The sequence below is a fragment of the Bradyrhizobium genomosp. III genome (assembly GCF_000261705.1).
In the GTDB taxonomy this organism is placed as follows: domain Bacteria; phylum Pseudomonadota; class Alphaproteobacteria; order Rhizobiales; family Xanthobacteraceae; genus Bradyrhizobium; species Bradyrhizobium ottawaense.
Genome location: NZ_AJQF01000074.1, coordinates 1 through 25116, shown reverse-complemented (window position 1 = coordinate 25116; position 25116 = coordinate 1). Strand labels below are relative to the sequence as shown.

Here is a 25116-nt window from a genome sequence, read left to right as displayed (position 1 = left end):
GCCCTTACTCCACTCGAAACATGCCAGGCAATGAGGTTAACGTCGCACGGGCGGTTACTCCGCCGCAAGCGGCTTTGTCGTCTCCGCCTTGAGCTCGGCCCGGGTCTTGGGCTTAGCCTTAATGCGCAGCTCCTCCAGATCCTGCCGGTCGCGGACGCTGTTGCGGAAAATCTGATCCATTCCGGGCAGATATTGCGGCGGGCAGAACGCGTCCTTTGCCCCGTACCAGGCCGCCGCCCTCATGGTGAAGAACGGATCGACCAGATGCGGCCGTCCAAGCGCCACGAGATCGGCCCTTCCGGCGGCCAGGATGGTATTGGCCTGGTCCGCCGTCGTGATATTGCCGACGCACATCGTAGCGACGCGCGCCTCGTTGCGGACCTGATCCGAGAACGGCGTCTGGAACATGCGGCCGTAGATCGGCTGCGCATCGCGGACGGTCTGCCCGGTCGAGACATCGACCAGATCGACGCCGGCTTCGGCGAAAGCGCGCGCAACCGCCACCGCGTCGTCGCCGGTGATGCCTCCATCGGCCCAGTCAGTCGCGGAGATGCGTACCGACGTGGGCTTGTGCGACGGCCAGACCGCGCGGAGCGCCTCGAAGATCTCGCGCGGGAAGCGCAGACGGTTCTCGAGCGAGCCGCCGTATTCGTCCGTCCTGGTGTTCGTCAGCGGCGAGATGAAGCTGGCGAGCAGATAGCCGTGGGCACAATGCAGCTCCAGCATGTCGAAGCCGCAGCGCTCGCCGCGCTCAGCCGACGCAACGAAAGCGTCCCTCACCGCGTTCATGCCGGCGCGATCGAGCTCGCGCGGCACCTGACTGTCGGGAAAATAGGGGAGCGGCGATGCGGAGAACACGTCCCAGCCGCCTTCGTCCAGCGGGCGATCCATGCCGTCCCACATCAGCTTGGTCGCGCCCTTGCGGCCGGCGTGGCCCAACTGGAGGCAGATCTTTGCGGCCGAATTGCCGTGGACGAAGTCCACGATGCGCCGCCACGCCGCCTCCTGCTCGTCGTTCCACAGGCCAGTGCAGCCCGGCGTGATCCGGGCGTCGCGGCTGACGCAGGTCATCTCCGTGAAGATCAGGCCGGCGCCACCGATCGCACGCGATCCGTAGTGCACGAGGTGGAAGTCGGTCGGCACGCCCTCCTTGGCCGAGTACATGCACATCGGCGACATCACCGCGCGATTGGCGATCTCCATCTCGCGCAGGCGGAACGGCTGGAACAACGGCACCGCCGGCTCTTTCGTGTCGACGTCAAAGCCGCTGTCGCGAACCTGTCTGGCAAATGACTTCTCGACCTCGGCCACGAAATCGGGCGCGCGGAGCTTGAGATTGTCATAGGTGATCGCCTTCGAGCGCGTCATCACGCCGAAGGCAAACTGCACGGGATCAAAATCCCAGAAGCGGTCGACATGCTCGAACCAGACCAGCGAGACGTCGGCGGCATGCTGCGTCTTCTCGACCTCCTCGCGGCGGCCCTGCTCGTAGACATCAAGCGCCGCCTTGATGCTGGGAGCTTTCTCCATCGCCTCGGCCAGCGCAATCGCGTCTTCCATCGCGAGCTTGGTGCCGGAGCCGATCGAAAAATGCGCGCTCGCCTTGGCATCGCCGAGCAGCACCATGTTGTCCTTGACCCAGCGCTTGCTGCGGATCATCGGGAAATTGCGCCACATCGAACGGTTGATGAGCAGCTTGTGTCCATCGAGGAACCAGCCAAAAATCTCGGCCATCCGCGCGGCGGACTGCGTCTCGTCCAGCCCCGTGAGGCCAGCCCGCTCGAACGTCTCGGGATCGGTCTCGAAGATCCAGGTCGAGTGTCCGGCCTCATACTGATAGGCGTGGGCGATGAACGGCCCCCACTCGGTCTCCTGGAAGATGAAGGTGAAGGCATCGAGCGGCTTGGTCGAGCCCATCCAGGCGAACTTGTTGGAGCGGAGGTCAACCTCCGGCTGGAAATGATCGATGTATTTCTCGCGGAAGCGGCTGTTGATGCCGTCGGCGATCAGGACGAGATCGGCGTCGGCGAACCGGGTTTCGTCGTCGATGTCCACCTCGAAGTGCAGGACGACGCCAAGCTCGCGGGCCCGTTCCTGAAGGATCAGGAGCAGCTTGCTTCGGGAGCAGCCGCAAAAGCCGTTACCGCCGACCCGGTGGACCGTGCCGCGGAAATGCACGGCGATGTCGTCCCAGTATGCGAACTCCTGGGTGATGCGGCGGTAGCTCGGCAGATCGTGTTTTTCGAAATTGTCCAGCGTGGCATCGGAGAAGACCACGCCGAAGCCGAAGGTGTCGTCGGCCCGATTGCGCTCATACACCGTGATGTCGGCGCCCGGGCGCTGCTTCTTGAGCAGGATCGCAGCGTAGAGACCCGCAGGTCCGCCACCGATGATCGCGACTTTCATGGGAGCCTCGCCAATTCACCCGGCCATGAAACTATTTTAAGCCTAAACTAATTTCGCGCAAGTCCCCGTTGCTGGCCGGCTCGGACAAAGACGCCGTTTAGTCGCCCCTGAATACCGGCTTGACCTTGTTGGCGAAGGCCTCGAAGGCGCGCTCGAAATCGGCTGTGGTCATGCACAGGGCCTGGGCAACGGCTTCCGCCTCGATCGCCTCCTCCACCGACATTGCCCATTCCATCGCCAGCATTCGCTTGGTCATGGTGTTGGCGAAGGTCGGCCCTTCCGCGATCTGCTTGGCCAGGACCTGCGCCTGGGGCAGCACCTGCTCCGGCGTCACGATGCGGCTGAAGAAGCCCCAGCGCTCGCCCTCGTCCGCGGTCATGAAACGGCCGGTGTAGAGCAGCTCGGAGGCGCGGGACTGCCCGATGATCCGCGGCAGGATCGCGCAGGCGCCCATGTCGCAACCGGCAAGGCCCACCTTGTTGAACAGGAAAGCAACCTTGGTCCCGCCTGCCGCGAGGCGCATGTCCGATGCCATGGCGACGATCGCACCGGCCCCGGCACAGATTCCCTCGACCGCGGCTATGATCGGCTGCGGGCAGGCCCGCATCGCCTTGACGAGGTCGCCGGTCATCCGCGTGAAGGCCGTCAGCCCCTTGGTGTCCATCTTCACCAGCGGGCCGATGATCTCGAACACGTCACCACCGGACGAGAAATTGCCGCCCGCGCCGGTGACGACGATGGATTTGACCTCGTCGTCGAAGGCGCAAGCGCGGAAGAAATCGGTCAGTTCCCGGTAGCTTTCGAACGTCAGCGGATTCTTTCGTTCGGGCCGGTTGAGCGTGACCGTCGCGACGCCGTCGACCACCGCCAGCAGGAAGTGCTGCGGCGAATAGTCCGCGAGCGGAATGGTGACGGGATTTGCTGGTCTGCTCATGCGATCTCCTTGGTGTGTTCGTTCCGCGCCGCTAGATTTCGCCGCCAGCCACCGCGATTGCCTGCCCGGTAATCGCACTGGCTCCCTGCCCGCACAGCCACAGCACGGAATCCGCCACCTCTTGAGGCGCGATCAGGCGCCCTTGCGGATTGTGCTTGGCGAGTTCGGCGATCGCCTGCTCGCGGCTTCGTCCCGTCTTGGTCATGATGTTCTCGATGCTGCCGGCTACGAGGTCGGTGTCGGTGAAGCCCGGGCAAACCGCATTCACGGTCACATTGCTACCGGCCAGCTCGAGCGCAAGCGAACGAACGAGACCGACCGCGGCGTGCTTGGCCGCAGTGTATGCGCTGACATAGGCATAGCCCTTGAGCCCCGCGGTCGACGCAATCACGACGATGCGGCCATACGGACGATCCTTCAGGCCCGGCAGCACGCCGTGGATGGCATGGACGACGCCCATGAAATTGGTGTCCATCATGCGCGCAAAAAGAGCGGCGTCCGACTTCGCAAATGGTGCGGATTCGGCGCTGCCCGCATTGGCGATCAGGATATCGATCGGCTTTCGCGCGCTGGCCTCGCTAATGGCGGCCTTCAACGACGCTTCGTCCGAAACATCGGCGACGGCCGCAAAATGCGCGGCGCCTGCATTGACCGCCTCTTCGAGGACCGCGGAGTTCCGACCGACTATCGTCACAGTGGCGCCGGCGCCGACGAGGGCCGCCGCGATCGCACGGCCGATGCCGCGGCCACCACCGGTCACCAGTGCGTGCGGCGAGTGCGGCAATCCGGACATGCGCTGGCTCCCTCGGATCCGATGATCGTTCCTCCGATATATTTTAACCTTCAAATTTTTGCAACGAAAGCGGCGCCTCGCGGCCGCGAACGTCGGGGCACGAGAGGGCGGCCCGAAAATTGCTTTAAGTATAAAATTATCGCTTCCCATCCCCCACAGGCCTGTTAGCATCAAGGGCCAAGCAAAAGGATGTCGCGTGTCGCAGCCTGCGCCAATGATAACAAAGGACGGACGCTTCGCCTACGAAGCCGCGGGCGATCCGGATGCGATACCTCTGATCTTCCTTCATGGCATCGGCGGCGCAGCGCGGGCCTGGCGGCGGCAACTTGCCACGTTCGGCGGCCGCTTCCGCGCGATCGCATGGGATATGCCGGGTTACGGCAGATCGGCACCGCTCGCCAGCGTCAGCATTGCTACCCTGGCGGAGGCGCTCCAGCAGTTCATTGAGCAACTCGATGCAACCAGACCCATTCTGGTCGGTCACTCGATTGGCGGCATGATCGTGCAGAAATGGCTGGTGCAATCGCCAAAGCTGGCGCGCGCGGTCGTACTGGCGCAGACCAGCCCGGCCTTCGGCAAGGCCGACGGCGACTGGCAGAAATCGTTCATCGCGGCGCGGCTCGGGCCGCTCGATCGCGGAGAGACGATGAAGTCGCTGGCGCCCTCGCTGGTGAAGGAGCTTGTCGGGGACGATCCCGATCCGAACGGGATCGTGCTTGCACGCGAATGCATGGGGAGCGTGCCCGAGGCAAGCTATCGTGCCATGATGCTGGCTCTCATCGGCTTCGACCAGCGCAGCACGCTTGCGAATATTTCCGTCCCAACGCTGCTGCTGTCGGGTTCCAAGGACAACAATGCGCCCGCGCCGATGATGGCAAAGACTGCGAACTACATCCCTGGTGCTGAATATGTCGAGCTCGCTGGCGTCGGCCATCTCGCCAACCTCGAGCGCCCCGAGGCCTTTGACGAGGCCCTCGGCCGGTTCCTGAACTCTCTCGCGACCAAAGCGTAAGGTGACCGCGCAATGACCATGCAAGTCAGCAAGACGATCGGCACGACTGACAAGGTGGCGCTGGATGCGCCGATCTTCGATCCCGTTGCATTCCGCCTCAGCGACGAGCAGGCTGGCATCGTTACGCGGGCAAGAGAGATCGGTCAGAGCGTGTTCGCCGCTCGCGCCGCCACCTACGATCGCGAGGCGACCTTTCCGATCGAGAATTATCGCGACCTGCACCGCGTCGGTCTGCTCGGCATTGCCGTTCCCAAGAAACACGGTGGGCTCGGCGCGAACTACCAGACCTATGCTTTGGCGGCCGCCGAGATCGGCCGCTATTGCGGCGCGACCGCGCTGACCTGGAACATGCACGTGTGCTCGACCCTCTGGTCGGGGCCCCTCGCCGACGATCTCGACATGGACGCCGGGACCCGGGCCGAGCACGAGCGGCGTCGCGCAGTCCACTACAAGCGCATCGTCGAGGATGGTGCGATCTATTCGCAACCCTTCTCCGAGGGTGGAGCGGCCGCCGCAGGCGGCGTCGCCTTCGGCACGGAAGCAAGGCCGGTCGAGGGCGGCTGGATCGTCAACGGCAAGAAGATTTTTGCATCGCTCTCCGGCCATGCCGACTATTACGGCGTGCTCTGCACTGAGATCGAGGAAGGCGAGAAGGCCTCGCGCCGCAACACGCTTTACCTCGCGATCTCCGCCAAATCGGAAGGCGTCTCTGTCGTCGGTGACTGGGACCCGCTCGGCATGCGCGGAACGGTTTCGCGGACGCTCCTGTTCAAGGACGTGTTCGTGCCGGCCGACTCTGCACTGATGCCGCGCGGCGTCTATTTCCAGGCCGCGATGCGCTGGCCTCACATGTTCCTCACGTTGTCGCCGACCTATATGGGCCTGGCCCAAGCGGCCTATGATTTCACCGTGCGTTATCTGCGCGGCGAAGTGCCGGGCATGCCGCCGGTCAAGCGCCGGATGTATCCGACCAAGCAGATCGCGGTCGCGCAGATGCAGATCAAGCTCGAGCAGGTCAAGGCGATCTGGTTCCAGGCCGTCACCGAAGCCTGCGCCAATCCGAGCAAGGAGCAGGTGTTGCGGGCCTATGCCGCGCAATATTCGGTGATGGAAGGCGCCAATGAGCTTGCCGCGCTCGCGATCCGCACCTGCGGCGGTCAGGCCATGCTTCGCTCGCTGCCGCTGGAACGGATCTACCGCGACAGCCGCTGCGGCTCGCTGATGCTGCCCTGGACCGCCGAGCTCTGCCTCGACCGGATCGGACGCGAGGCGCTGTATGAGACCGGCGAGACGGACGACTGACGGTGGACCTCTGCAGTCTGATCGATCGCAACGCGGCGTTCGCGCCAGACAAGACAGCCATTGCCTTCGAAGGGGAACGGCTGAGCTATGCGGCGTTCGCCGCGCGCATCGAACGCACCGCGACGGCATTGAAACAGGAGCTCGGCGTCGGCCGCGGCGACCGCGTCGCTATCCTCAGCCTGAACCGACCCGACTATCTTATTCTGCTCTACGCCTGCGCGCGGCTGGGTGCGATGCTCGTGCCGCTGAACTGGCGGCTGGCGGTCGCCGAGCAACTCTTCATTCTCGCCGATGCGAGCGCCAAGGTGCTGGTGCTCGAGCGGGCCTTCGAGGGAGTTCTCCCCGAGCTTGCGCCGGGGACGTCCGTTGTCGGCCTCGACTTCACGCCACCTCGCGGCACGACATTCGAAAGCCTGCTCGCGCGCAGCGACGGCGCCGGCCGAAATCCGCACACCGATCTCTCCTGCCCCCTGCTGATCGTCTACACATCGGGGACAACCGGGCGGCCGAAAGGCGCGGTGCTGCGCCAGGAGGCGCTGTTCTGGAACGGCGTCATGAGCCAGCACATGCACAACATGACGTCCGACGATCATGTGCTGACCGTGCTGCCGTTCTTCCACGTCGGCGGCCTCAACATCCAGACCACGCCGGCTCTGCAGCTCGGCGCGACCGTCACGGTCCATGCACGCTTCGCGCCGGAGACCGCGCTTGCGGCCATCGAACAGGAGCGGCCGACACTCACGGTCATGGTGCCTGCGATCATCCAGGCGGTGAGCGAGCATCCCGCCTGGGCGGCCACCGATCTTTCGTCACTCAAAGCCGTCGCCACCGGCTCGACCATCGTGCCTCCGCATCTGATCGAGCGTTTCGTCGCCCGCGATGTGCCGGTGCTTCAGGTCTACGGCTCGACGGAAACCTGCCCGATCGCCGTCTACACGCGGCTTGGCGGCGACCTCTCGCGTGCGGGATCGACCGGTCTTGCCGGCCTGTGCTGCGAAGCGAAGGTGGTCGATCATTCCGGCAATGAGGTGCCAGCGGGCACGCCGGGCGAGATCGCGGTGCGCGGACCCAATGTGTTCTTCGAATATTGGGGCAACGAGGCGGCAACGCGCGACGCATTGCACGACGGCTGGTATCGCACCGGCGACATCGGCCTGTGCGACGCCGACGGCTATTTCTGGGTGCGCGACCGCAAGAAGAACATGATCATTTCGGGGGGAGAGAACGTCTACCCGGCCGAGGTCGAGCGCGTCCTGCTCGAACATCCCGATGTCAGCGAATGCGCCGTGATCGGCCGGCCGGACCCGCGCTGGGACGAGGTGCCGATCGCTTATGTCATCCCCCGATCCGGCTGCCGGCCCGAAGCGAACGAGCTGAGAGCCCATCTCCAGGCGCAACTCGCCCGCTACAAGGTGCCACGCGATATCGTCTTCGTCGCCGACCTGCCGCGCACCGCACTGGGGAAGGTCCAGCATTTCCTGCTGAAGCAGCTTGATGCGCAGTCCCGCGCGCAAGGAGAAGCATCTTGAAGATTGCAGTTCTCGGTGGGGGAAACGGCTCCTTCGCGGCCGCCGGCGATTTTGCGCTGTCGGGGCATGAGGTGCGGCTCTGGCGCCGCGATGCCGGTCAGGTCGCGGCACATCGCGCCGCCGGCTCGCGCATCCTGGTCAAGGATCACAACGGCCGCCACGACGTGACGCTCGCGCTGGTCACGACGGATATCGCCGAGGCCGTCAACGGCACGGAGCTGATCCTGTGCCCCGCTCCTGCCTTCGCACAGACTGATATCGCTCGCCTGCTCGCCCCGCATCTGCGGGACGGTCAGGTCGTATTCTTGCCGCCGGCGACATTCGGCTCGATGATCTTCGCAGAGGCTGCGCGGGAAGCTGGGAACCAGGCCAGGGCAAGCTTTGCCGAAACCGGTACACTGCCGTGGCTCACCCGCAAGCACGGACCGTTCGAGGTCGCGATCACCATCCGCGCCAAGCGGCTTCCAGTCGGCGTGTTCCCGCTCGACCGGGCACCGCATGCGCTCGAAGTCATCGGACGCGCTTTCCCCGATACGATCGAGCCGTGCGGAGACGCGCTGTCCGGGGCGCTGATGAATGCAGGACCCATCATCCATCCGCCGCTGATCGTGATGAATGCCGGTCCAATCGAACATTTCGAGCGCTGGGACATCCATAAGGAAGGCACACAAGCCGCGATCCGGCGGGTGACCGACGCGCTCGACGCGGAACGCATCGCGGTGCGCGAGGCACTTGGTTACGGTGCACCGCATTTCCCGCTCGCTCATCACTATGCGAAAGAGGGCGAGATCTGGATGTATGGCCGCGGCTCGCACGACCGGCTGACGGATTCAGGGGACTGGCGCGAGCGGATCGTGCTGACGGAGCATCGCTATATGCGCGAGGACCTGCGGCTTGGGCTGTCGCTGCTGGTCTCCGTCGCAGGCCTGGCGGGCGTGGCCACGCCGCTGGCCAAAGCGTTCCTGTCAATCGGCGGCGCGGTCTGCGGCGAGGATTTTGCGCAAGGTGGCCGAACGCTCGAGACGCTGGGGCTCGACAATCTCAGCAAGGCTGAATTGCAGACGCTGCTTCGCAATGGATTTTGACCGATGACCAATCGCGCCAATATCGTCTGTCTGGGGGCGGGCCGCATGGGACGCGGCATCGCGGTCGCGTTTGCCTACGCTGGCCATCAGGTCACAATGATCGACGTCAAGGCCCGTAGCGCAGAAGACTTCGCCAAGCTTGAGGCCGACGCGCTCGGCGAGGTCACGAAGACCTTTGCCAGCCTGTCCAAGCTGGGGCTGCTGACGGAGGCCGATGTCGATCCGCTCATCGCGCGCGTCTCGGTGGTGCCCGCCAGCCAGAGCGGGGCAGCGCTATCCGAGGCCGGAATGGTTTTCGAAGGGGTTCCAGAGGTCGTCGAGCTCAAGCGCGAGGTGCTTCGGTCAGCCTCACGGCAGGTCCGACCCGACACGATCATGGCATCGACGACGTCGACCATCCTGGTCGATGATCTTTCCGGCGCGATCGTGAATCCTCGCCGCTTCCTCAACGTGCATTGGCTCAACCCAGCCTACCTGATCCCGCTGGTCGAGGTTTCGCCCGGCAGAGCCACCGACCCCGCCATCGTCGACGAGGTCAAGGGACTGCTCGAAGGCATCGGCAAGGTCCCGGTCGTCTGCGCGGCGACGCCCGGCTTCATCGTTCCGCGCATCCAGGCGCTGGCGATGAACGAGGCCGCACGCATGGTCGAGGAAGGCGTGGCCAGTGCCGAGGAGATCGACAAGGCGATCCGCTACGGTTTTGGGTTCCGCTACGCCGTGCTCGGACTGCTCGAGTTCATCGACTGGGGTGGCGGCGATATCTTGTACTACGCCAGTCGCTATCTCGAAGGCGCGCTCGGCAGCGACCGCTACCGCGCGCCGGACGTCATCTCACGCAACATGCATGAAGGCAGGATCGGCTTGCGCACGGGTGCCGGCTTCCTCGACTATTCGGGTATGGACGTTGACGCCTATCGCGTAAAACGGCTTCAGGCCATGGTGGATCTGCTCCGCCACTTCGACCTGGCTCGCCCACCCGTGCTCGACCGCAACTAGCCGAAGACGTCCTGCAACACGCCTTCGCGAACGACCGCGACGCCATCGAGCTCGATGGTCGTTCCCATCATCGGCAGGTCGAAATGCCCCGCCGTGTAGCGGCCGGCGAATTCGTTGGCACCGGTCGAGAACAGGAAATTGCCGGAGACGGCCCGAATCTCGGTGCCATTGGTGTCGCGCTGGTCGTACATCGACAGCGCTTCATAGCGCGCACCGGGGTTCATGCCGAAACCGACATGCGAGACGGCATAAGCCTCGCGATCGCCCCAGGCAGCAAGATAGGCGCGCATCATCGCGGCATCCGTGCCCTCGCCTTCCAGCTCGACGACATAGTCATCTTTCAAGGTCATCTTCACGGGTGATGTGAGGTAGCGTTTGAAAGTGAGATTGATGTCGCCCGGCGCCATCACCAGCGTGCCGTTGATCGTCCCGCTCTTGGGGAAGCTGACGACGATTCCACCGGGCCAATGCGCCAGCGTGCCGGGCTTGTCGGTCCAGCCCCACACACCGACCGTGGACGCGCCGACCATGTCGACATCCAGCGCCGTGCCGGCCTTCGACGTCACCCGCATCCGCTTGGTCCCCCGCAACATCTTGGCCGCCGCACGAACGCGCTTCTCGAGCGCGGGATCCGGCACCATCCGCTCCAGCGCCTCGGGATGCTCGTTGGAGATCACCAGGATCCGCGCGCCGGCCTTGAGGATCTCCGGCGTCTCCACCGCATGCATCAGGCCCTCGATGGTGCAATCCACCACGAAGCCGGCCTGCTGAAGCGCGGTAATGACCGGACCAAGCTTCTGGATCGCCTCGCTCGCCCCTGTCGAGCGAACCGGAACGATATTCCGATTGCGCGGTGTCGGCATGACCACGTGAAACGGCCGCGCACCCATGCGCAGCAGCGCGAGCTCCGCCAGATGCACATTCAACGCACGCGACTGGGTTTCCGACAGGATCGCCGCGGTATCGCCGGCCTTGACGGCGCAACGTTCAAAGATCTCGCAGAATGCGTCGATCCATTTTGCCTCGATGCGATCAGCCAGCATGGTTCACTCCCGGTCTTCTGTTCTTCTTGGTCAGTTCACGCCTCGGGAAAGCCCCGCAGCAGGTACGAGCGTAGCGCCCCGAGCAGGCCATTCAGGATCAGGCCCAGCAGCGAGATCGTGATCAGCGGTACGAACATGTCGACGGCCTGGAAGGTTCGCGCCGCGGTCACGAGCGCGTGCCCCAATCCGTCCGTCGACGTGATCATCTCGGCCAGAAACACCACGATGCAGGAAATGACAAGCCCGATCCGGCATCCGGTCAGGATCGACGGCATCGCCGCCGGCAGCACCACCTTGAAGAGGATTTCGTAGCGCGGCGTTCCCGCCGCCATCGCCGACCAGATCAGCTTCTGCTCGACGGTCGATGCACCGTAATAGGTCGAGAGCAGAATCGGAAAGAGCGCGTCCGCGGCCACCAATGTGATCTTCGACCCGTGGCCGAATCCGAGCAAAAGCAGGAGTGCCGGATAGAGCGCGACCTTGGGCAGCGGGGCCAATACGCGCACGATCGGCCGAACCACGGCGTTGATCGCCGGATTGGCGGCGGCGGCAATGCCGATACTGACACCCAGCACGACCGCAATCGCGAACCCTGCAAACAGCCGGATCAGAGTTGCCGCGATCTCCTGTTGAAACGTCCACGTCACGAGCTGCTGGAGCAGCCGGCCGAAGACGAAGCCCGGCGGCGGCAGCAAGACAGCGGGCGCGAAGCCGAACGACACCAGGCCTTGCCACAACGCAATGACCAGCACGATCGGGGCAATCCCAAGAAGGACGCTTGCGGAGAGAATGCGCGACATCACGAAAAGCTCAGCGGCATGTCGAACTGAGGCTCGGACCAACGCACGAGCCTGGCACGAACCTTTTCAAAAATCGCGTCGAGGCAGATTCCCATCGCGCCCACGATGATGATCATCGCAAAGACGGTGTCGTACTGACCCATGTCGAGCGCATTGAACAGGATGTTGCCGGCGCCGGACTGGCGGGCGATCATCTCGCTGGTGATCATCGTGATCAGCGCCAGCACCAGTCCCGTGCGGCAGCCGGTCAGGATCTCCGGCAGCGCCGCGGGCAACACGATCCGCACCAGGCGTTGCGCCGGCGAAAGCCCCATCGCGGCACCCGACCACAGCATCTTCTCTTCGACAGCCTTGGCACCCTCGAAGCTGTGATAGATCACGGGGAGGCTGACGCCCAGAAAGATCACCAATGTCTTGGTGACGTCGCCGACGCCCAGCCAAAGCATGATGATCGGCATCAAGGCGGCCTTCGGCACCGGATAAATCACCATCAGGAGCGGATTGAAAAAGGCCGCGACGCCCCGGCTGCGTCCCATCAACAGGCCCAGCGGAATCGAAACCAGCACCGCCACACCGAACCCGATCGCCATGCGGCGAAGCGAGGCCAGGATGTTGATGAGGGATTCCTTGTCGCCGAGAATATCCGGAATTGCCCGGATCGCCTCGGTTGCCGTCGGGAAGCTGTCGTTCTTCAGCGCAAGCGACGCAACCTGCCACACGGCCAGCAACCCGATGCAGGCCAGCACCGGAGCGGCCCGTCTGATCAAGGTGGCTGACGACATCATGAGGCAGGCCCGGCTTCGTCGCTTTCATCGAACATGCGCTCGATATCGACGATGTATTTCTGATAGCGCGGGTCGAGCAACAGCTCGTTGCGGCGGCGCGGTCGCGGTAGATCGATGTCGATGACCTCGCGGATGCGGCCGGGCGATTTCGACATCATCACGACTTTATCCGAGAGAAAGACGGCTTCGTCTACCGAATGGGTGACGAACAGCACCGTCTTGCGGTCGCGCTCCCAGATGCTGAGAAGGTCGTTCTGCAGGCGCGTCCTTGTGTGCGCGTCGAGCGCGCCGAACGGCTCGTCCATCAGCAGAACTTCGGGATGGTAGGCGAGCGTCCGCGCCAGCGCCACGCGCTGCTTCATGCCGCCCGACAATTCCTTGGGGTAGAAACTCTCATAGCCCTTGAGGCCAACCATCTCGATCAAGGCCCGGCTCTGCGCTTCCGCCTCGGCGGCGCGCACACCTTGCTGACGCGGGCCGTACATCACATTGCCCAGCACGGTCTTCCAGGGGAACAGGGCAAATTCCTGGAACACCGGTCCGCGATCCGGACCGGGCCCCGTGATCGCATGTCCCTTGATCTTCGCCGAGCCGCTGGTCGGGCTGACAAAACCACCGACGATATAAAGCAGTGTCGACTTGCCGCAGCCGGACGGCCCGAGGATGGAGACAAAGGCGCCCTCCTCGATCGTCAGCGAGATGTCGGAAAGCGCCACATGATCCTTGCGCGCCGAGGTCTGAAAGACCTGCGAGACGCGGTCGATCTCGATGATCGCAGAAGCCGGCTCTTGTGATCTCACCGGTCTCACCCATTCGCTCGATCTCGCAGGCACTACCGTCATCCCGTCTCTCGCCTCACTCGCGCGAACATTTCTCGACGAACCCGCTGAACGTTCTCGGTCAGCGGCACGAGCTTAGCAAGAAACCTGCCAGACAGGCGGTCGTTTTCGGACCCGTGCGGTGCGTCATTCGAACCACGGCCATTCTGCCGGGCCTTCATGCGTCACGGCTCCACCCGGCGCCTGCCCAACCAGCCGCGCATACTTTGCAAGCGCGCCTGCCCGGTGACGCGGCGGACGTTGCTTCCAATCTCGTCGCCGCGCTGTGAGTTCCTGCTCATCGAGCAGCACATCCATCCGCCGGTTTGCGGCATCGATCCGGATCCTGTCACCGTCGCGAACGAGTGCAAGCGGACCACCAACAAATGCTTCGGGGGCTACGTAGCCGATGCACATGCCGCGGGTCGCGCCAGAGAACCGGCCATCGGTGATCAGCGCGACCTTTTCACCCATGCCCTGCCCGTAGATCAGTGCAGTGACGCCAAGCATCTCGCGCATGCCCGGACCGCCGACCGGTCCCTCATTGCGGATGACCAGGACCTCGCCTGCCTTGTAGCTGCGGTCACGAACCGACGCGACGCAGGCTTCCTCATCCTCGAAAACGCGCGCCACGCCTTCGAAGAATTGACTCTTCAAACCTGCGACCTTGATCACCGCACCGTCGGGACAGAGATTTCCCTTCAGCACCGCTACGCCGCCGTCAGGCATGATCGGCGCGCGGGCCGCATACACAACTTCTCCATCGGGTGCGTTGGCGGCGCCATACTCTTCGGCAAGTGTGCGGCCGGTGATGGACAAGCAGCTGCCATCGATATGCCCGCTCTGGATCAGCTCACGGATCACGACCGCCGCACCGCCGATGTCGTAAACATCCTTTGCCGTGTATTTGCCCCCGGGCCGCAGATTTCCGATCAACGGCGTCCTGGCGAAGACCTCGCCCACATCATCGATCGTGAATGCAATGCCGGCCTCGTTGGCGATTGCGGGCAGATGCAGCGCGGCGTTGGTCGAGCCACCCGTCGCGGCAACGATCGCCGCACCGTTCTCCAGGGACTTGCGCGTCACGATGTCGCGCGGCAACGGTCCGCCGCGTTCCAGCATCTCCATGATCAGGCGTCCGGCGCGCCGCGATATCTGCGCACGCTCGGCATGGACACCGGGCACCATCGAGACGTTGGGAATGGTCAGGCCCATCGCCTCCGAGACCATTCCCATGGTGTTGGCGGTGAACTGGCCGGCGCAGGCGCCGATCGTCGGCAAGCAGGCACGCTCGATCCGCTCCAGCGTGGCGCCGTCGATCTCACCAGTCATGAAGCTGCCGACAGCCTCATAGGAATCGAGCACCGTCAGCGTGCGCCCATCCACGCGGCCCGGCAGCGCGCTGCCGCCATAGATGAAGATGGAGGGCACGTTGCAGCGAACCATGCCCATCATCACGCCAGGAAGCGTCTTGTCACATCCGCCGTATCCGATCAGCGCGTCGTAGGCCAGACCGTGGACGACGGCCTCGATCGAGTCGGCGATCAGTTCACGCGAAAACAACGAGAACTTCATTCCCTCATGGTTCATGCTGATGCCGTCAGAGACCGACACCGTCGAGAATTCGCGCGGCGTGCCGCCAGCCTCTTCGATACCCGTCTTGGCCGCCGCCACCTGAAAATCGTGTGTCATGTTGCAGGGCGTCTGCTCGCCCTTCATGCTGACGACGCCCACCATCGGCTTGGCAATCGCAGCGTCGTCGAGCCCCATCGCGCGCATGAATGCGCGGTGCGGAGCCCGGTCGAGGCCGTCTGTGGTGACGCGTGATCGCAACTTCTTCATACGTGCATCTTCTTCGTGCTTCGTCCCGGATCATCCAGGACGCCGCACGCTCCTCGTTAGGATCGTTCGCTCGCCTATTGCAGCGGCGCGACGATCGTCGGATGCTTGAACTGCGCGACATCCAGTTTCGGCAGCATTCCGGTCTCGGCGTAGATGTCCAGCATCTTCTGGATCGCCGGGAAGTTCGGCGCCGCACCTGGATCACGGCCGAAATCGTTGTCCTTGAGCAGGTATGTCTCGAGCACCGGGATGGGCGCCTTCAGCACCTCATTGACGACCTTGAGAGTCTCCTCGCGGTTCGCCAGCGCCTTCTTCATGCCCGAGGTGATATCGCGGACATAGGCCTTGACCAGTTCCGGGTTCTTGTCGACGAAATCGGCACGGCAAGCTTCCAGGATGTGCACGATGTTCGGCATGGCCTGGGACAGCGAGAAGAGCTTCCTTGTGCCGCCCTTTGCCTCTGCCCGCGCGGCGAACGGCTGGTTCATGTTGACCGCATCGACGCGGCCTTGACGCAGCGCATCCTCGGAGACGGCAAAGCCGACTTCGACCAGCTTGATATCCTTGGTTGGATCGACGCCATTCTGCTTCAGGAGCAGGTTGAACGGGCCTTGCGTGCCGCCGCCGATCACGGAAATGCCGACCGTCTTGCCCTTGAGATCAGCGATCGTCTTGATGGGCGAGTCATCCATGACAGCCCAATAGACCGAGAAGCCGCCGGGCTTCTCGAACACGTGCTGCGCCACGATGTAGGCTTTGAGATTGCCGCCGACCACACCATTGGCGAGCGACAGCGGCGCCTGCGTCGCGCAGTCCAGCGCGCCGGCTGCCAAGGCCTGCGTCATCGGTGCGGTGCCCTGGAATTGGGTCCATTCGATATTGTAGGTCTTGCCGAGATTGGGAAATTCAGCCGGGCGGCGCATCATCCAGTACTTTGATTCCTCGGCCGGGATCGTCCAACCGACGCGGATCGTCTGCTGCGCCCATGACGGGCTTGCCCCCGCGCTCACGGCGGCCGCCGCCCCCAAAGCCAGGATCCATTTCGAAACGGTTCGCATCGTGCCCACTCCGCTGCTCCGGCGCCGACCGGCGCCACCCAACCCCGACCGGGCTCAAATCTTTCATGGTTCAAACAATCAGGCAAGCCATGCGAGCCCGGCGGTTTTGCCGTCCGACGCGCAATGTATGGTAAAGCCACGTCGCGCTGCGGCAGAAGGAGGCAACCTATGGCTGATGCGAGCGAGGCAAACCCGCAAGGCGTCGAGAGGCTCGGCTATCTCGGCCTTGGCCTGATGGGAACGCCGATGACCCGACGCCTGCTCAAGGCCGGCTATCAGGTCACTGTCTGGAACCGTTCGGAGGGCAAGGTGGCTCCGCTCGCCGAGGCCGGAGCCGGGCGCGCAGCCACGCCTCGTGATCTCCTGACGAACGCCGATATCGCCTTCATGTGCGTGACGGATGCCGCGGCCGTCGAGGAGGTGATCTTCGGGCCTGACGGGCTCGCGGCAGCGCCCGGCGCAGGCAAGCTTGTCGTCGACTTCTCGTCGATACATCCCGACGCCGCCCGCGATCTGGCAAAGCGACTGAAAGCCGCCAATGGCGCCGGCTGGATCGATGCACCGGTTTCCGGCGGAACGAAGGGCGCCGAGGAAGGTACCCTTGCGATCATGGCCGGCGGAGAAGCAGACGAGATCGAGAGGGTACGCCCTTACGTGCTGGCCATGGCGCGCAGGTTCACCCACATGGGCCCGACCGGCGCCGGCCAGACCACGAAACTCTGCAATCAGGTGATCGTGGGATGCGCGATGGCCGTCCTCGCGGAAGCCACGCGCCTGGCCGTCAACGCCGGTATTGACGCCAATCGCCTGCCCGAAGCGCTCGCCGGCGGCTTTGCGGACTCGATCCCGCTCCAGCTTTTCGTGCCCAGAATGGTGCAAGGCATTCACTCGCCACCGCTCGGTCACATTGCCACGATGCTCAAGGATCTCGATACGGTCGCCGACGTCGCGCAGGCGACATCGACACCGGTGCCGATGGCCTCTCTTGCGGGACAACTTTTCAGGCTCGCGAAGGCCGCGCGCGGCGCGGAAGCGGACGCACTGGAGATTTACAAACTTTCAGCGGCAGAGCGCTAAGCCGTCGAGCGAGATCTGAAGCACGTCAAGGCGACGTCTTGCGCTCGTCATCTGCGAGGAATCGGCCGAACGTCCCCCGCGCGAAGAGCAGCGGCTCCTTCGCACCGTAGGTATAGGCCTCGACCGCGCCGAGAAAGATCACGTGGTCGCCGCCATAATAGCGATTCACGGAGCGGCATTGAAAGTTGGCGACGCTCTCCGCAAGCACCGGCGCTCCGCCGAGGCCCGGCGCCCAGTCCACACCTGTGAACTTGTCGTCCGACGACTTGGCGAATTTTGTCGCAAGCGCCTGCTGCGAAGCACCAAGCACGTTGACGGTGAAATGGCTGGCGTTCTGGAAGATGGTCAGACTGGAGGAATAGACGACCAGGCTCCACAGCACCAGCGGAGGGTTCAGCGAGACGGAGGCGAACGAATTACAAGTCAGCCCGTAGGGCTTGCCGTCAGGCGCTGCGGCCGTGATGATCGTCACGCCCGTTGCATAGGTTCCGAGCGCGTTGCGAAAGTCGCGAGGATCGATCGACGAGCTGTCGCTCGCGAACTCGTTGGCGGGATCGGGAGCGCCGGGCTGCTGCGGCAGATCATTCATCGGCCGGCCTCACAGCGTGAGATTTTCGGACGGCAGGCCCAGCGCCACCCGTCCATAGTTGGTCCCGGCCGCATCGAAGTTGAATGCGAGATGCGAGTTGATCGCGTGCGCATCGCGAAATTGCCGCTGCAACACGCCGGTCGTGAACAGACCGCGCGCGCCGCTCGCGGCAAACAGCATCGAGACCGCGTCCGTGCACAGGTTCACCGAGAAAGATCCGTCGCGCCGATAACGGGTCTTGGTCGCCATGCCGGGGATGTGACCAAGCCGCGCGTCCTCCATGGCATCGAGACACGCCGAGCGCATGATCAGGCGCGCGGCATCGATCTTCGCCGAGGCCTCCGCGATCTTGATCTGGGTGCTTTGAAAATCGCTCAATTTGGCCCGGTTGTAGGTCGAAATACGATGACGTGCGACCTCCGTATAATCGTCGAGGCACGCTTGCGCATTCCCCAGCGCGACACCGGAGAGGACGTATGGGAACAGCGAGAACACGGGCAGCGCATACAGCGGATTTGGATTGACCGTGCTTCCCGGCGTCGGGCCGCCTGAGAGGTCGCCGACGGCGACTGTCATATGGTCAGCCACGAAGACATCCCTGACCTCCACGTCGCAGGACCCGGTCCCGCGCAATCCCGCGACGTTCCATGTGTCCAGCACGTTGTAATCGCCTTTTGGCAGCAGGAAGATGCGATACTCGATGCCGTCGGCCTCGTCGTCGGAGTAGACCACGCTTGCAAGCATGTTCCATTCGCAGGAGGCAACCCCGGAGGAGAATGGCCAGCTGCCGCGCAGCTGATAACCGCCCTCGACCCGCGTGGCGCGTCCGGCGGGAAAAATGAATGAGGATGCGATCAGCGCATCCGGATCACGGCCCCAGACCAGATCCTGCGCCTTCTGCTCGAACATGCCGAGCATCCAGTGATGGCTCGCCAGATTGGCGAGATTCCAGGCCACCGACGCATCCGCCTGTCCGAGCAGCTCAGCGCAGTCGACAAGAGCGACATAGTCGAGCTCGGCGCCGCCGATCCGTGCCGGTTGAAGCATCCGGAACAGGCCGGCTTCATGGAGGTCCATCTCGGTTTCCGACGGGAGATGCCGCAGCTCCTCCGTCCGCACCGCCCGCTCTCGTAGTCGCGGCACGAGGGCCCGGGCCTTCGCGATCATCGCCGCATAGGCGCGTTCGCCGGCTTCCGGCCCGGTGGGCTGACCCATGCTCGGCTTTCGACCAGGCGCCATTCGCTTCCCTCACTTTGGCGTATTTATGCGGCCGGCCCCTTACCAAATCAAGCCAATGCAGCAGGCATCACGAAGCATCGATTCACATACCGCGTGACGCCTGTTGCCAGGGACTGACGGCTCCGGCTTAAACCGGAGTAGAGGGCTTGCCCGGGCCAAATACGCCCTTCCGGGTAAACTCCGCGATCCGACGTTCGTCATAGCCGAGCATGCTGCGCAAGACGTCCTCGGTATGCTCGCCTAACAGCGGGGCCGCAACGGGATCGATCGCGGCGGTCAGGCTCATGGTAATCGGCGGCTCGATGTTGGGCACCCATTCCGCTGTACGGTGCGGAATGCGGCTCAAGCGATGGCGCTCGCGAGCCTCTGGCGCATTGAACCCCTCCTCGACCGTCCGGAGATAGCCGACCGGAATATTGGCCAGCTTCATTTTCGCCATCCAGTTCTCGAGCGTATCGCTGGCAAAGACCTCCGCAATGGCTGCCCGCAAAAGCTCCTTGTTCTCGGAACGGGCCTTGCGCGAGGCAAACTGCGGATCGGTGATGAGATCAGGCCGGTTCAGCACCTCGACCACGAGCCGGCGATACAGCCGATCGTTGGCGCAGGCCATGTAGAGCGGCCCATCGGAGGCCTCATAGACGCCGACGGTGGGAGACCCACTCGGCGAATTGCCGAACCGGCCGGGGTTTTCGCCATTGATGAGATACGCCATGCCGTAAAAGCCGGTCATCCCCATCGCAACGTCGAACAAGGCGACTTCCACGTGCTGCCCGCGGCCAAGCCGGTCCCGGGCCAACAGCGCGAGCAGGATGGCGTTACAGGCAGACATCCCCGTCGCCATGTCCACGATGGGAGGGCCGGTACGAACCGCCGGACCGTCGGCAAATCCGTTGAGCGACATGAAGCCGCTCTCCGCCTGCGTGATGGGATCGAAGCCGGGGCGGGAGGCGAACGGTCCGGAGCGTCCGTAGGCGGAGATCGAGCAATAGACCAGCCGGGGATTGAGCGGGGCGACCGCGTCATAGTCGAGCCCGAACTTCTTCATGACCCCGCTCGAAAAATTCTCCACGACCACATCCGCCTTGCGGATCAGATCCAGCGCGATCTCGCGGGCCTCTGGCACGGCAAGGTCGAGCGCAATGCCGCGCTTGTTGCGGTTCAGGCTGAGATAGGCGGCGCTTTCGCCGCCAATTTCGGCGTGTTCATAGGCGCGTGTGTCGTCGCCGCCGTCGGGATTTTCGATCTTGATGACCTGCGCGCCAAAATCGGCAAGCGTCTGCGTGCAGGCCGGGCCGGCGACGACACGCGTGAAATCGATGACCAGCAGACCGTCGAGCGCACTCGGCCCTTCCATCGCTCGCGACGAACGTTCCGGCAATTGAGGCTTGGTCGGCATCGATAGCGCTCCCTTACATCGGCTTATGGCCGCCGAATTTCCTGCAAGAGCAAACTTAAAGCCCGGCGCCGCCAACTTCGCAAGGGCCTCGCTCGCTTCACCTGAAACGCAAAAACGGCCCGGCAGCGTCAAGCTGCCGGGCCGTCAGATATTTGAGCGTATGGAGGCTGCGCGCATCCTGCGCAGCAAATCTAGTCCGAGAAGGTCACGTTCCGCATCACGGGAAACCACTCCAATTGCTCAGCGCAGCCACTTTCGCCAATAAAGCGTATGCGACCAGGCCCAGGGCGATTCGGGCTCGTACAGCCGATAACCCGCATGGATGAAATTATTGGCAGATACGGGATTGTCCGTCGTATCGGAGACGATGCTGTCCCATCCCAGACGCCGCCCTCGCGCCTCGATCGCTCGCATCAGCCTGAGTTGAAGTCCCCGTCCCCAATGCCGCTGCAAGACGCCGACCCGACAAAAATATCCACTTCTTCGCGCATGCGTCGACGGCACGACGCCGGCGAAGGCAACCGCGTCATCATCGTGATAGGCGAGCCACCACGACCCCGATTCGAACTGCGGCAGGGCCGCCCCACCGAAGAATGTCAGCCGGTGCAAATCGCCGAGAATCTCGGCAGTCTCATCATCGTCCGCATCGACGATACGAATTCTGTACATGGAATACCTATTGGCGGGGTAATCGGGAGTGCGCGACCTGCGACTCCGTAGCGGTCGAGGCTCACTTGCCCAGCACGACCTTGACACCGAGCCAGACCGCACCCATCAGCCCGGTCGCAATGACTGTGATCACCGCCTTGAAGGTGTAGCTCTGCGCTTGTTCCACGCTCATTCGCCAGCGCCGCAGGTGCTGGAAGTCAGCTCTGAGCTCGCTGCCCACCCACTGCACAATCCACATCGTGAAAGCATCCGCCGCAGCACCGGCTCCGCCGATGTCGATGAAGGCACGGAGCGGCAGCAGAGGATCGGCGGAGACTTTTCCGATCCGCCCCCCGGCACGCGCCTCCGACAGCAGCGAGGCGAAATAGGCGCCCTCGAAGGCGTGGGCATACTCGCCCTCCCAGATGTGATCGTAGCGCTCGGGGTAGAGCTTTTGATCCAGCAACCGCTCCTCCCCGAGCACGTCCGGAAACCAGGGATTGTCGCGCCAGTTCGCCTTGACGACCATGGCTCCGTCGGGCTTGCGCCCGCGCAGAAAGTCGTCGATTGCATCGCTCTTGCGGCGCGGATTCCAGCTCGCCCAGAGTTCGGAGTCCTTGGCGCGGATCGTCGGCCGCAGCAGCGCGAGGCTGCGCGCGCTCAAGGATTGCGCCTCGTCGATCCAGGCGATGCGAAATCCCTCCAATGACTTGATCGAGTCGGCCGTGTGATCCTGAAGCCCGCGGAAGATAATGAGCCCGTCGCCGGGCGTCTCGATCTTGTCACTGAACAGCTTGAAGCCGTGGCCAAGGCGCAGGCTCGAGATCTTGCCTTCGATCAGACGCTTGGAAGATTGCGCCAGCGAACGCTGCGCCTCGCGAATGCAGACCGCGAGCGTGCCGCGCTCGGCCTGACAGGTCTCGACCAGGAGCTCGCCGAAGAAATGCGACTTTCCCGAGCCGCGTCCACCATAGACGCCCTTGTAGCGCGCAGGTTTCAGCAGCGGCTCGAAGATCTTGGCCGTCGGAATTTTCAGGATAGACAATGGATGCGCTCGCTCGCCCTAGGGCAGGCCGGTGCGCCTGCGCCACATCGCGGACCAGTCCTCGGTGTTTGGAGTTTTGCCCTTGCTGAGTTTGATTGACACCAACAGGAACGCCGCCTCTGGAAAGCGAAGGCCAGGTTCGGTATCGTCCTTCGAAGTCGTTTTGTGCCGAAGACGGAAACGAAGCGCTGGGCGGAGTAGCGGGCACCGGTACGGGACCATTCGAGTTGAAGGAAGCCCGACGACAGCTTCTGGAAGGTCGCCGGGAACGGGCCGAGCGACTGCCCCTGCAGCACCGCGAGCGCGAGGCCCTTGAACACCAGCATGCCCGCCAGGGTCACGATGAAGGATGGAATGCCGAAGAAGGCCACCCAATAGCCCTGCGCCGCGCCGATCGCCGCCCCCAGCAACAGGCAGGCGATGAAGGCGAGCGTGTAATCGATCTTGTAGGTCACCATCAGCACGGCGGCCACCGCGCCGACGAAGCCGGCGACCGAGCCGACCGACAGGTCGATATGGCCGGTGACGATGACCAGCAGCATGCCGAGCGCCATGATGACGATGTAGCTGTTCTGCAGCACCAGGTTGGTCAGATTGAGCGGCTGCAGCAGCGTGCCGCCGGTCATGACCTGGAAGAACAGCATGATCGCGATCAACGACATCAGCATGCCGTAGTTGCGCAAATTGTTCTTGATGAAGCTGCCGTGCCGGCGCTCCTCGGGCAGCGATACCGTCTTGTCGGTCATGGCTGCATTCCTCCCATTTCCGCGGCCGCGGCGTTCCCAATGTTTCGTTCGTTGCGCATGATGGCGCGCATGATCTTTTCCTGCGTCGCGTCCGCACCCTTGAACTCGCCGACGAAGGCGCCGTCGTTCATGACGCAAATCCGGTCGCAGATGCCGAGCAGCTCGGGCATCTCCGAGGAGATCACCACGACGCCGCGGCCGGCTTCCGCCAGCTCGTTGATGATACAGTAAATCTCGTATTTGGCACCGACGTCGATGCCCCTTGTCGGCTCGTCCAGGATCAGCACCTTTGGGTCGGTCATCAGCCATTTCGACAGCACAACCTTCTGCTGGTTGCCGCCGGAGAGCTGGCCGGTCTCCTGGTAGACGTCGGAGCAGCGGATGCGCATGCGGGTGCGATAGTCGCTGGCGATCTTCAGCTCGGCGATGTCGTCGATCACGCGTTTAGGTGCGACCTGATCGAGGCTGGCGAGCGTGATGTTCTTGCGGACGTCGTCGGCCAGGATCAGGCCGAGCTGCTTGCGGTCCTCGGTGACGTAGGCAAGGCCGGCGTCGATCGCCGCCGCGACGCTCGGCAGCACCATGTCTCTGCCTTCGAGCCGGATGCTGCCGCTGATATTGGTGCCCCAGGAACGGCCGAACAGGCTCATGGCGAATTCAGTGCGGCCGGCGCCCATCAGTCCAGCAATGCCGACGACCTCGCCGCGCCTGACGCCGAAACGGACGTTCTTGATCACCTGCCGCTCGGGATGGATGGGGTGATAGACCGACCAGTTCGCGACGTCGAGCACAGGCTCGCCGATCTTCACGCTGCGCTCCGGGAAACGGTGAGCCATGTCGCGATTGACCATGCTGCGGATGATGCGGTCTTCCTGGATCGGCTCGGCGCGACAATCGATGCTGTCGACGGTGCGGCCGTCGCGGAGCACGGTGATGTGGTCGGCGACCTTGGCGACCTCGTTGAGCTTGTGCGAGATCAGGATCGAGCCGATGCCCTGCTCGCGGAACGCCATCAGGCGTTCGAGCAGCGCGGCGCTGTCGGCCTCGTTGAGGCTCGCGGTCGGCTCGTCCAGGATCAGCATCCGCACCCGCTTGGACAGCGCCTTCGCGATCTCGACAAGCTGCTGCTTGCCGACGCCGAGATCGGTGATCAGGGTGTCCGGGGATTCCTTCAGGCCGACCTGTGCCAGCAGATCACGTGTACGACGGTAGACCTTGTCGCGGTCGATGACGCCGAGCTTCGACGGCGGATGCGACAGGAAGATGTTCTCGGCGATCGACATCAGCGGGATCAGCGCCAGCTCCTGGTGGATGATGATGATGCCGAGCGCCTCGGAATCGTTGATGTCGCGGAAGCGCCGCTCCTCACCGTCGAAGACGATGGTGCCCTCGTAGCTGCCATGCGGGTAGACCCCGCTGAGCACCTTCATCAGCGTCGACTTTCCGGCGCCGTTCTCGCCGACGAGCGCGTGGATTTGCCCGGCGTGAACCGAGAAGTTGACGTCGCGCAGCGCCTGCACGCCGGCAAAGCTCTTGCTGACGTTGCGCATCTCCAGCATGGCGGTCATGGCGTCGTGTCCTTGGAAACTTTCGTGAATCCCTCCGTCGTCATTCCGGGGCGATGCGAAGCATCGAACCCGGAATCTCGAGGCTCCGGGGTCGCCCTTCGGGCGCCCCGGAACGACGGCACGAGAACTCTACTGGAACTGCGACTTCTTGTAGTAGCCGCTCTCAACCAGCACCTTCTCCCAATTGTCCTTGTAGACCACGACCGGCTTGAGCAGGTAGGACGGCACGGTCTTGACACCGTTCTCGTAGGTCTTGGTGTCGTTGACCGCGACCTGCTTGCCGGCCAGCGCGGCGTCGACCATGTCGGCGGTCACCTTGGCGAGGTCGCGGGTGTCCTTGAAGATGGTCGAGTACTGATCGCCGCGCAGCATCGCCTTGATCGAGGGCACCTCGGCGTCCTGCCC

20 protein-coding genes and 3 pseudogenes are annotated in these 25116 nt (G+C 63.7%); 6 read left to right on the top strand and 17 right to left on the bottom strand.

Features of this window, described 5'->3' with window-relative positions; all coding sequences use genetic code 11:
- Positions 1-54 precede the first annotated feature (54 nt).
- The 3 genes from IC66_RS0107275 to IC66_RS0107265 form a co-directional block, all read right to left on the bottom strand.
- The gene (locus tag IC66_RS0107275; RefSeq protein WP_038947174.1) at positions 55-2406 is read right to left on the bottom strand and encodes a bifunctional salicylyl-CoA 5-hydroxylase/oxidoreductase; all 2352 of its coding nucleotides are present in this window, start codon (positions 2404-2406) and stop codon (positions 55-57) included.
- A 97-nt stretch (positions 2407-2503) separates the two neighbouring features.
- On the bottom strand, positions 2504-3340 hold the full coding sequence (locus IC66_RS0107270; protein ID WP_038947173.1) for an enoyl-CoA hydratase family protein: 837 nt from the start codon (positions 3338-3340) through the stop codon (positions 2504-2506).
- A 31-nt stretch (positions 3341-3371) separates the two neighbouring features.
- Complete coding sequence (locus tag IC66_RS0107265) at positions 3372-4133, bottom strand: SDR family NAD(P)-dependent oxidoreductase (protein ID WP_038947172.1); 762 nt, start codon at positions 4131-4133, stop codon at positions 3372-3374.
- A gap of 214 nt (positions 4134-4347) precedes the next feature.
- On the opposite strand from IC66_RS0107265, the gene IC66_RS0107260 reads away from it, so the two are divergent.
- From IC66_RS0107260 to IC66_RS0107240, 5 genes are read left to right on the top strand one after another with little or no spacing between them, the layout of a single operon-like run.
- Positions 4348-5145, top strand: coding sequence for an alpha/beta fold hydrolase (locus IC66_RS0107260; protein WP_049806472.1), 798 nt, complete (start codon positions 4348-4350; stop codon positions 5143-5145).
- Positions 5146-5157: 12 nt separating this feature from the next.
- Complete coding sequence (locus IC66_RS0107255) at positions 5158-6447, top strand: acyl-CoA dehydrogenase family protein (RefSeq protein ID WP_038947170.1); 1290 nt, start codon at positions 5158-5160, stop codon at positions 6445-6447.
- Positions 6448-6449: 2 nt separating this feature from the next.
- Entirely contained in the window at positions 6450-7976 is a 1527-nt protein-coding gene (locus IC66_RS0107250; RefSeq protein ID WP_038947168.1) for a class I adenylate-forming enzyme family protein, read from the top strand.
- Entirely contained in the window at positions 7973-9061 is a 1089-nt protein-coding gene (locus tag IC66_RS0107245; RefSeq protein ID WP_028142592.1) for an NAD/NADP-dependent octopine/nopaline dehydrogenase family protein, read from the top strand. The genes IC66_RS0107250 and IC66_RS0107245 overlap by 4 nt, the downstream gene beginning before the upstream one ends.
- 3 nt (positions 9062-9064) lie before the next feature.
- The gene (locus IC66_RS0107240; protein WP_038947167.1) at positions 9065-10057 is read left to right on the top strand and encodes a 3-hydroxybutyryl-CoA dehydrogenase; all 993 of its coding nucleotides are present in this window, start codon (positions 9065-9067) and stop codon (positions 10055-10057) included.
- On the opposite strand, the gene IC66_RS0107235 is transcribed toward IC66_RS0107240, so the two are convergent.
- From IC66_RS0107235 to IC66_RS0107210, 6 genes are all read right to left on the bottom strand, one after another.
- The gene (locus tag IC66_RS0107235; protein ID WP_028142594.1) at positions 10054-11100 is read right to left on the bottom strand and encodes a peptidase M29; all 1047 of its coding nucleotides are present in this window, start codon (positions 11098-11100) and stop codon (positions 10054-10056) included. The genes IC66_RS0107240 and IC66_RS0107235 overlap by 4 nt on opposite strands.
- A 35-nt stretch (positions 11101-11135) precedes the next feature.
- Positions 11136-11900 (bottom strand): ABC transporter permease, encoded by a 765-nt coding sequence (locus IC66_RS0107230; RefSeq protein WP_370157228.1) that lies wholly within the window; start codon positions 11898-11900, stop codon positions 11136-11138.
- Positions 11900-12685: an ABC transporter permease gene (locus IC66_RS0107225; protein WP_038947164.1), complete on the bottom strand. Its 786-nt coding sequence runs from the start codon at positions 12683-12685 to the stop codon at positions 11900-11902. Before IC66_RS0107225 ends, IC66_RS0107230 begins: the two co-directional genes overlap by 1 nt.
- Positions 12682-13527, bottom strand: coding sequence for an ABC transporter ATP-binding protein (locus IC66_RS0107220; protein ID WP_038971973.1), 846 nt, complete (start codon positions 13525-13527; stop codon positions 12682-12684). The genes IC66_RS0107225 and IC66_RS0107220 overlap by 4 nt, the downstream gene beginning before the upstream one ends.
- A 123-nt stretch (positions 13528-13650) precedes the next feature.
- Positions 13651-15345 carry a dihydroxy-acid dehydratase gene (ilvD, locus tag IC66_RS0107215; protein ID WP_038947162.1) on the bottom strand — a complete coding sequence of 565 codons (1695 nt, stop codon included), beginning with the start codon at positions 15343-15345 and terminating at the stop codon, positions 13651-13653.
- A 74-nt stretch (positions 15346-15419) separates the two neighbouring features.
- On the bottom strand, positions 15420-16403 hold the full coding sequence (locus IC66_RS0107210; RefSeq protein ID WP_038947161.1) for an ABC transporter substrate-binding protein: 984 nt from the start codon (positions 16401-16403) through the stop codon (positions 15420-15422).
- 168 nt (positions 16404-16571) lie between these two features.
- Between IC66_RS0107210 and IC66_RS0107205 the strand changes: the two genes are divergently transcribed.
- On the top strand, positions 16572-17480 hold the full coding sequence (locus IC66_RS0107205; RefSeq protein WP_038947160.1) for an NAD(P)-dependent oxidoreductase: 909 nt from the start codon (positions 16572-16574) through the stop codon (positions 17478-17480).
- Between the two features lie 25 nt (positions 17481-17505).
- Here IC66_RS0107205 and IC66_RS0107200 read toward each other — a convergent pair whose 3' ends face one another.
- The 8 genes and pseudogenes from IC66_RS0107200 to IC66_RS0107165 all read right to left on the bottom strand — a co-directional run.
- Positions 17506-18069: a flavin reductase family protein gene (locus IC66_RS0107200; RefSeq protein WP_028142601.1), complete on the bottom strand. Its 564-nt coding sequence runs from the start codon at positions 18067-18069 to the stop codon at positions 17506-17508.
- 9 nt (positions 18070-18078) lie between these two features.
- A complete protein-coding gene (locus tag IC66_RS0107195; protein WP_028142602.1) occupies positions 18079-19284 on the bottom strand; it encodes an acyl-CoA dehydrogenase family protein in 1206 nt (401 codons plus the stop codon).
- Positions 19285-19435: 151 nt separating this feature from the next.
- A complete protein-coding gene (locus tag IC66_RS0107190) occupies positions 19436-20704 on the bottom strand; it encodes a CaiB/BaiF CoA transferase family protein (protein ID WP_028142603.1) in 1269 nt (422 codons plus the stop codon).
- A gap of 240 nt (positions 20705-20944) precedes the next feature.
- Entirely contained in the window at positions 20945-21373 is a 429-nt protein-coding gene (locus tag IC66_RS0107185) for a GNAT family N-acetyltransferase (RefSeq protein WP_028142604.1), read from the bottom strand.
- Positions 21374-21776: 403 nt separating this feature from the next.
- Positions 21777-22397, bottom strand: a pseudogene (locus IC66_RS49080) (PBSX family phage terminase large subunit); the annotation flags it as partial.
- Between the two features lie 230 nt (positions 22398-22627).
- A pseudogene (locus IC66_RS0107175) lies at positions 22628-23143 on the bottom strand (ABC transporter permease subunit); the annotation flags it as partial.
- Positions 23140-24711, bottom strand: coding sequence for a multiple monosaccharide ABC transporter ATP-binding protein (mmsA, locus tag IC66_RS0107170; RefSeq protein WP_038947156.1), 1572 nt, complete (start codon positions 24709-24711; stop codon positions 23140-23142). The gene mmsA and the pseudogene IC66_RS0107175, both read right to left, overlap by 4 nt.
- A gap of 129 nt (positions 24712-24840) precedes the next feature.
- A pseudogene (locus IC66_RS0107165) lies at positions 24841-25116 on the bottom strand (sugar ABC transporter substrate-binding protein); the annotation flags it as partial.

What these genes read in the sequence shown, in the direction of transcription:
- IC66_RS0107255 (WP_038947170.1), top strand. Translation starts at nt 5,158, where the DNA reads ATGACCATGCAAGTCAGCAAGACGATCGGCACGACTGACAAGGTGGCG.
- IC66_RS0107190 (WP_028142603.1), bottom strand. Translation starts at nt 20,704, where the DNA reads ATGCCGACCAAGCCTCAATTGCCGGAACGTTCGTCGCGAGCGATGGAA.
- IC66_RS0107205 (WP_038947160.1), top strand. Translation starts at nt 16,572, where the DNA reads ATGGCTGATGCGAGCGAGGCAAACCCGCAAGGCGTCGAGAGGCTCGGC.
- IC66_RS0107220 (WP_038971973.1), bottom strand. Translation starts at nt 13,527, where the DNA reads ATGACGGTAGTGCCTGCGAGATCGAGCGAATGGGTGAGACCGGTGAGA.
- IC66_RS0107240 (WP_038947167.1), top strand. Translation starts at nt 9,065, where the DNA reads ATGACCAATCGCGCCAATATCGTCTGTCTGGGGGCGGGCCGCATGGGA.
- IC66_RS0107275 (WP_038947174.1), bottom strand. Translation starts at nt 2,406, where the DNA reads ATGAAAGTCGCGATCATCGGTGGCGGACCTGCGGGTCTCTACGCTGCG.
- IC66_RS0107260 (WP_049806472.1), top strand. Translation starts at nt 4,348, where the DNA reads ATGATAACAAAGGACGGACGCTTCGCCTACGAAGCCGCGGGCGATCCG.
- IC66_RS0107230 (WP_370157228.1), bottom strand. Translation starts at nt 11,900, where the DNA reads ATGTCGCGCATTCTCTCCGCAAGCGTCCTTCTTGGGATTGCCCCGATC.
- IC66_RS0107265 (WP_038947172.1), bottom strand. Translation starts at nt 4,133, where the DNA reads ATGTCCGGATTGCCGCACTCGCCGCACGCACTGGTGACCGGTGGTGGC.
- mmsA (WP_038947156.1), bottom strand. Translation starts at nt 24,711, where the DNA reads ATGACCGCCATGCTGGAGATGCGCAACGTCAGCAAGAGCTTTGCCGGC.
- IC66_RS0107185 (WP_028142604.1), bottom strand. Translation starts at nt 21,373, where the DNA reads ATGTACAGAATTCGTATCGTCGATGCGGACGATGATGAGACTGCCGAG.
- IC66_RS0107235 (WP_028142594.1), bottom strand. Translation starts at nt 11,100, where the DNA reads ATGCTGGCTGATCGCATCGAGGCAAAATGGATCGACGCATTCTGCGAG.
- IC66_RS0107225 (WP_038947164.1), bottom strand. Translation starts at nt 12,685, where the DNA reads ATGATGTCGTCAGCCACCTTGATCAGACGGGCCGCTCCGGTGCTGGCC.
- IC66_RS0107270 (WP_038947173.1), bottom strand. Translation starts at nt 3,340, where the DNA reads ATGAGCAGACCAGCAAATCCCGTCACCATTCCGCTCGCGGACTATTCG.
- IC66_RS0107210 (WP_038947161.1), bottom strand. Translation starts at nt 16,403, where the DNA reads ATGCGAACCGTTTCGAAATGGATCCTGGCTTTGGGGGCGGCGGCCGCC.
- ilvD (WP_038947162.1), bottom strand. Translation starts at nt 15,345, where the DNA reads ATGAAGAAGTTGCGATCACGCGTCACCACAGACGGCCTCGACCGGGCT.
- IC66_RS0107195 (WP_028142602.1), bottom strand. Translation starts at nt 19,284, where the DNA reads ATGGGTCAGCCCACCGGGCCGGAAGCCGGCGAACGCGCCTATGCGGCG.
- IC66_RS0107200 (WP_028142601.1), bottom strand. Translation starts at nt 18,069, where the DNA reads ATGAATGATCTGCCGCAGCAGCCCGGCGCTCCCGATCCCGCCAACGAG.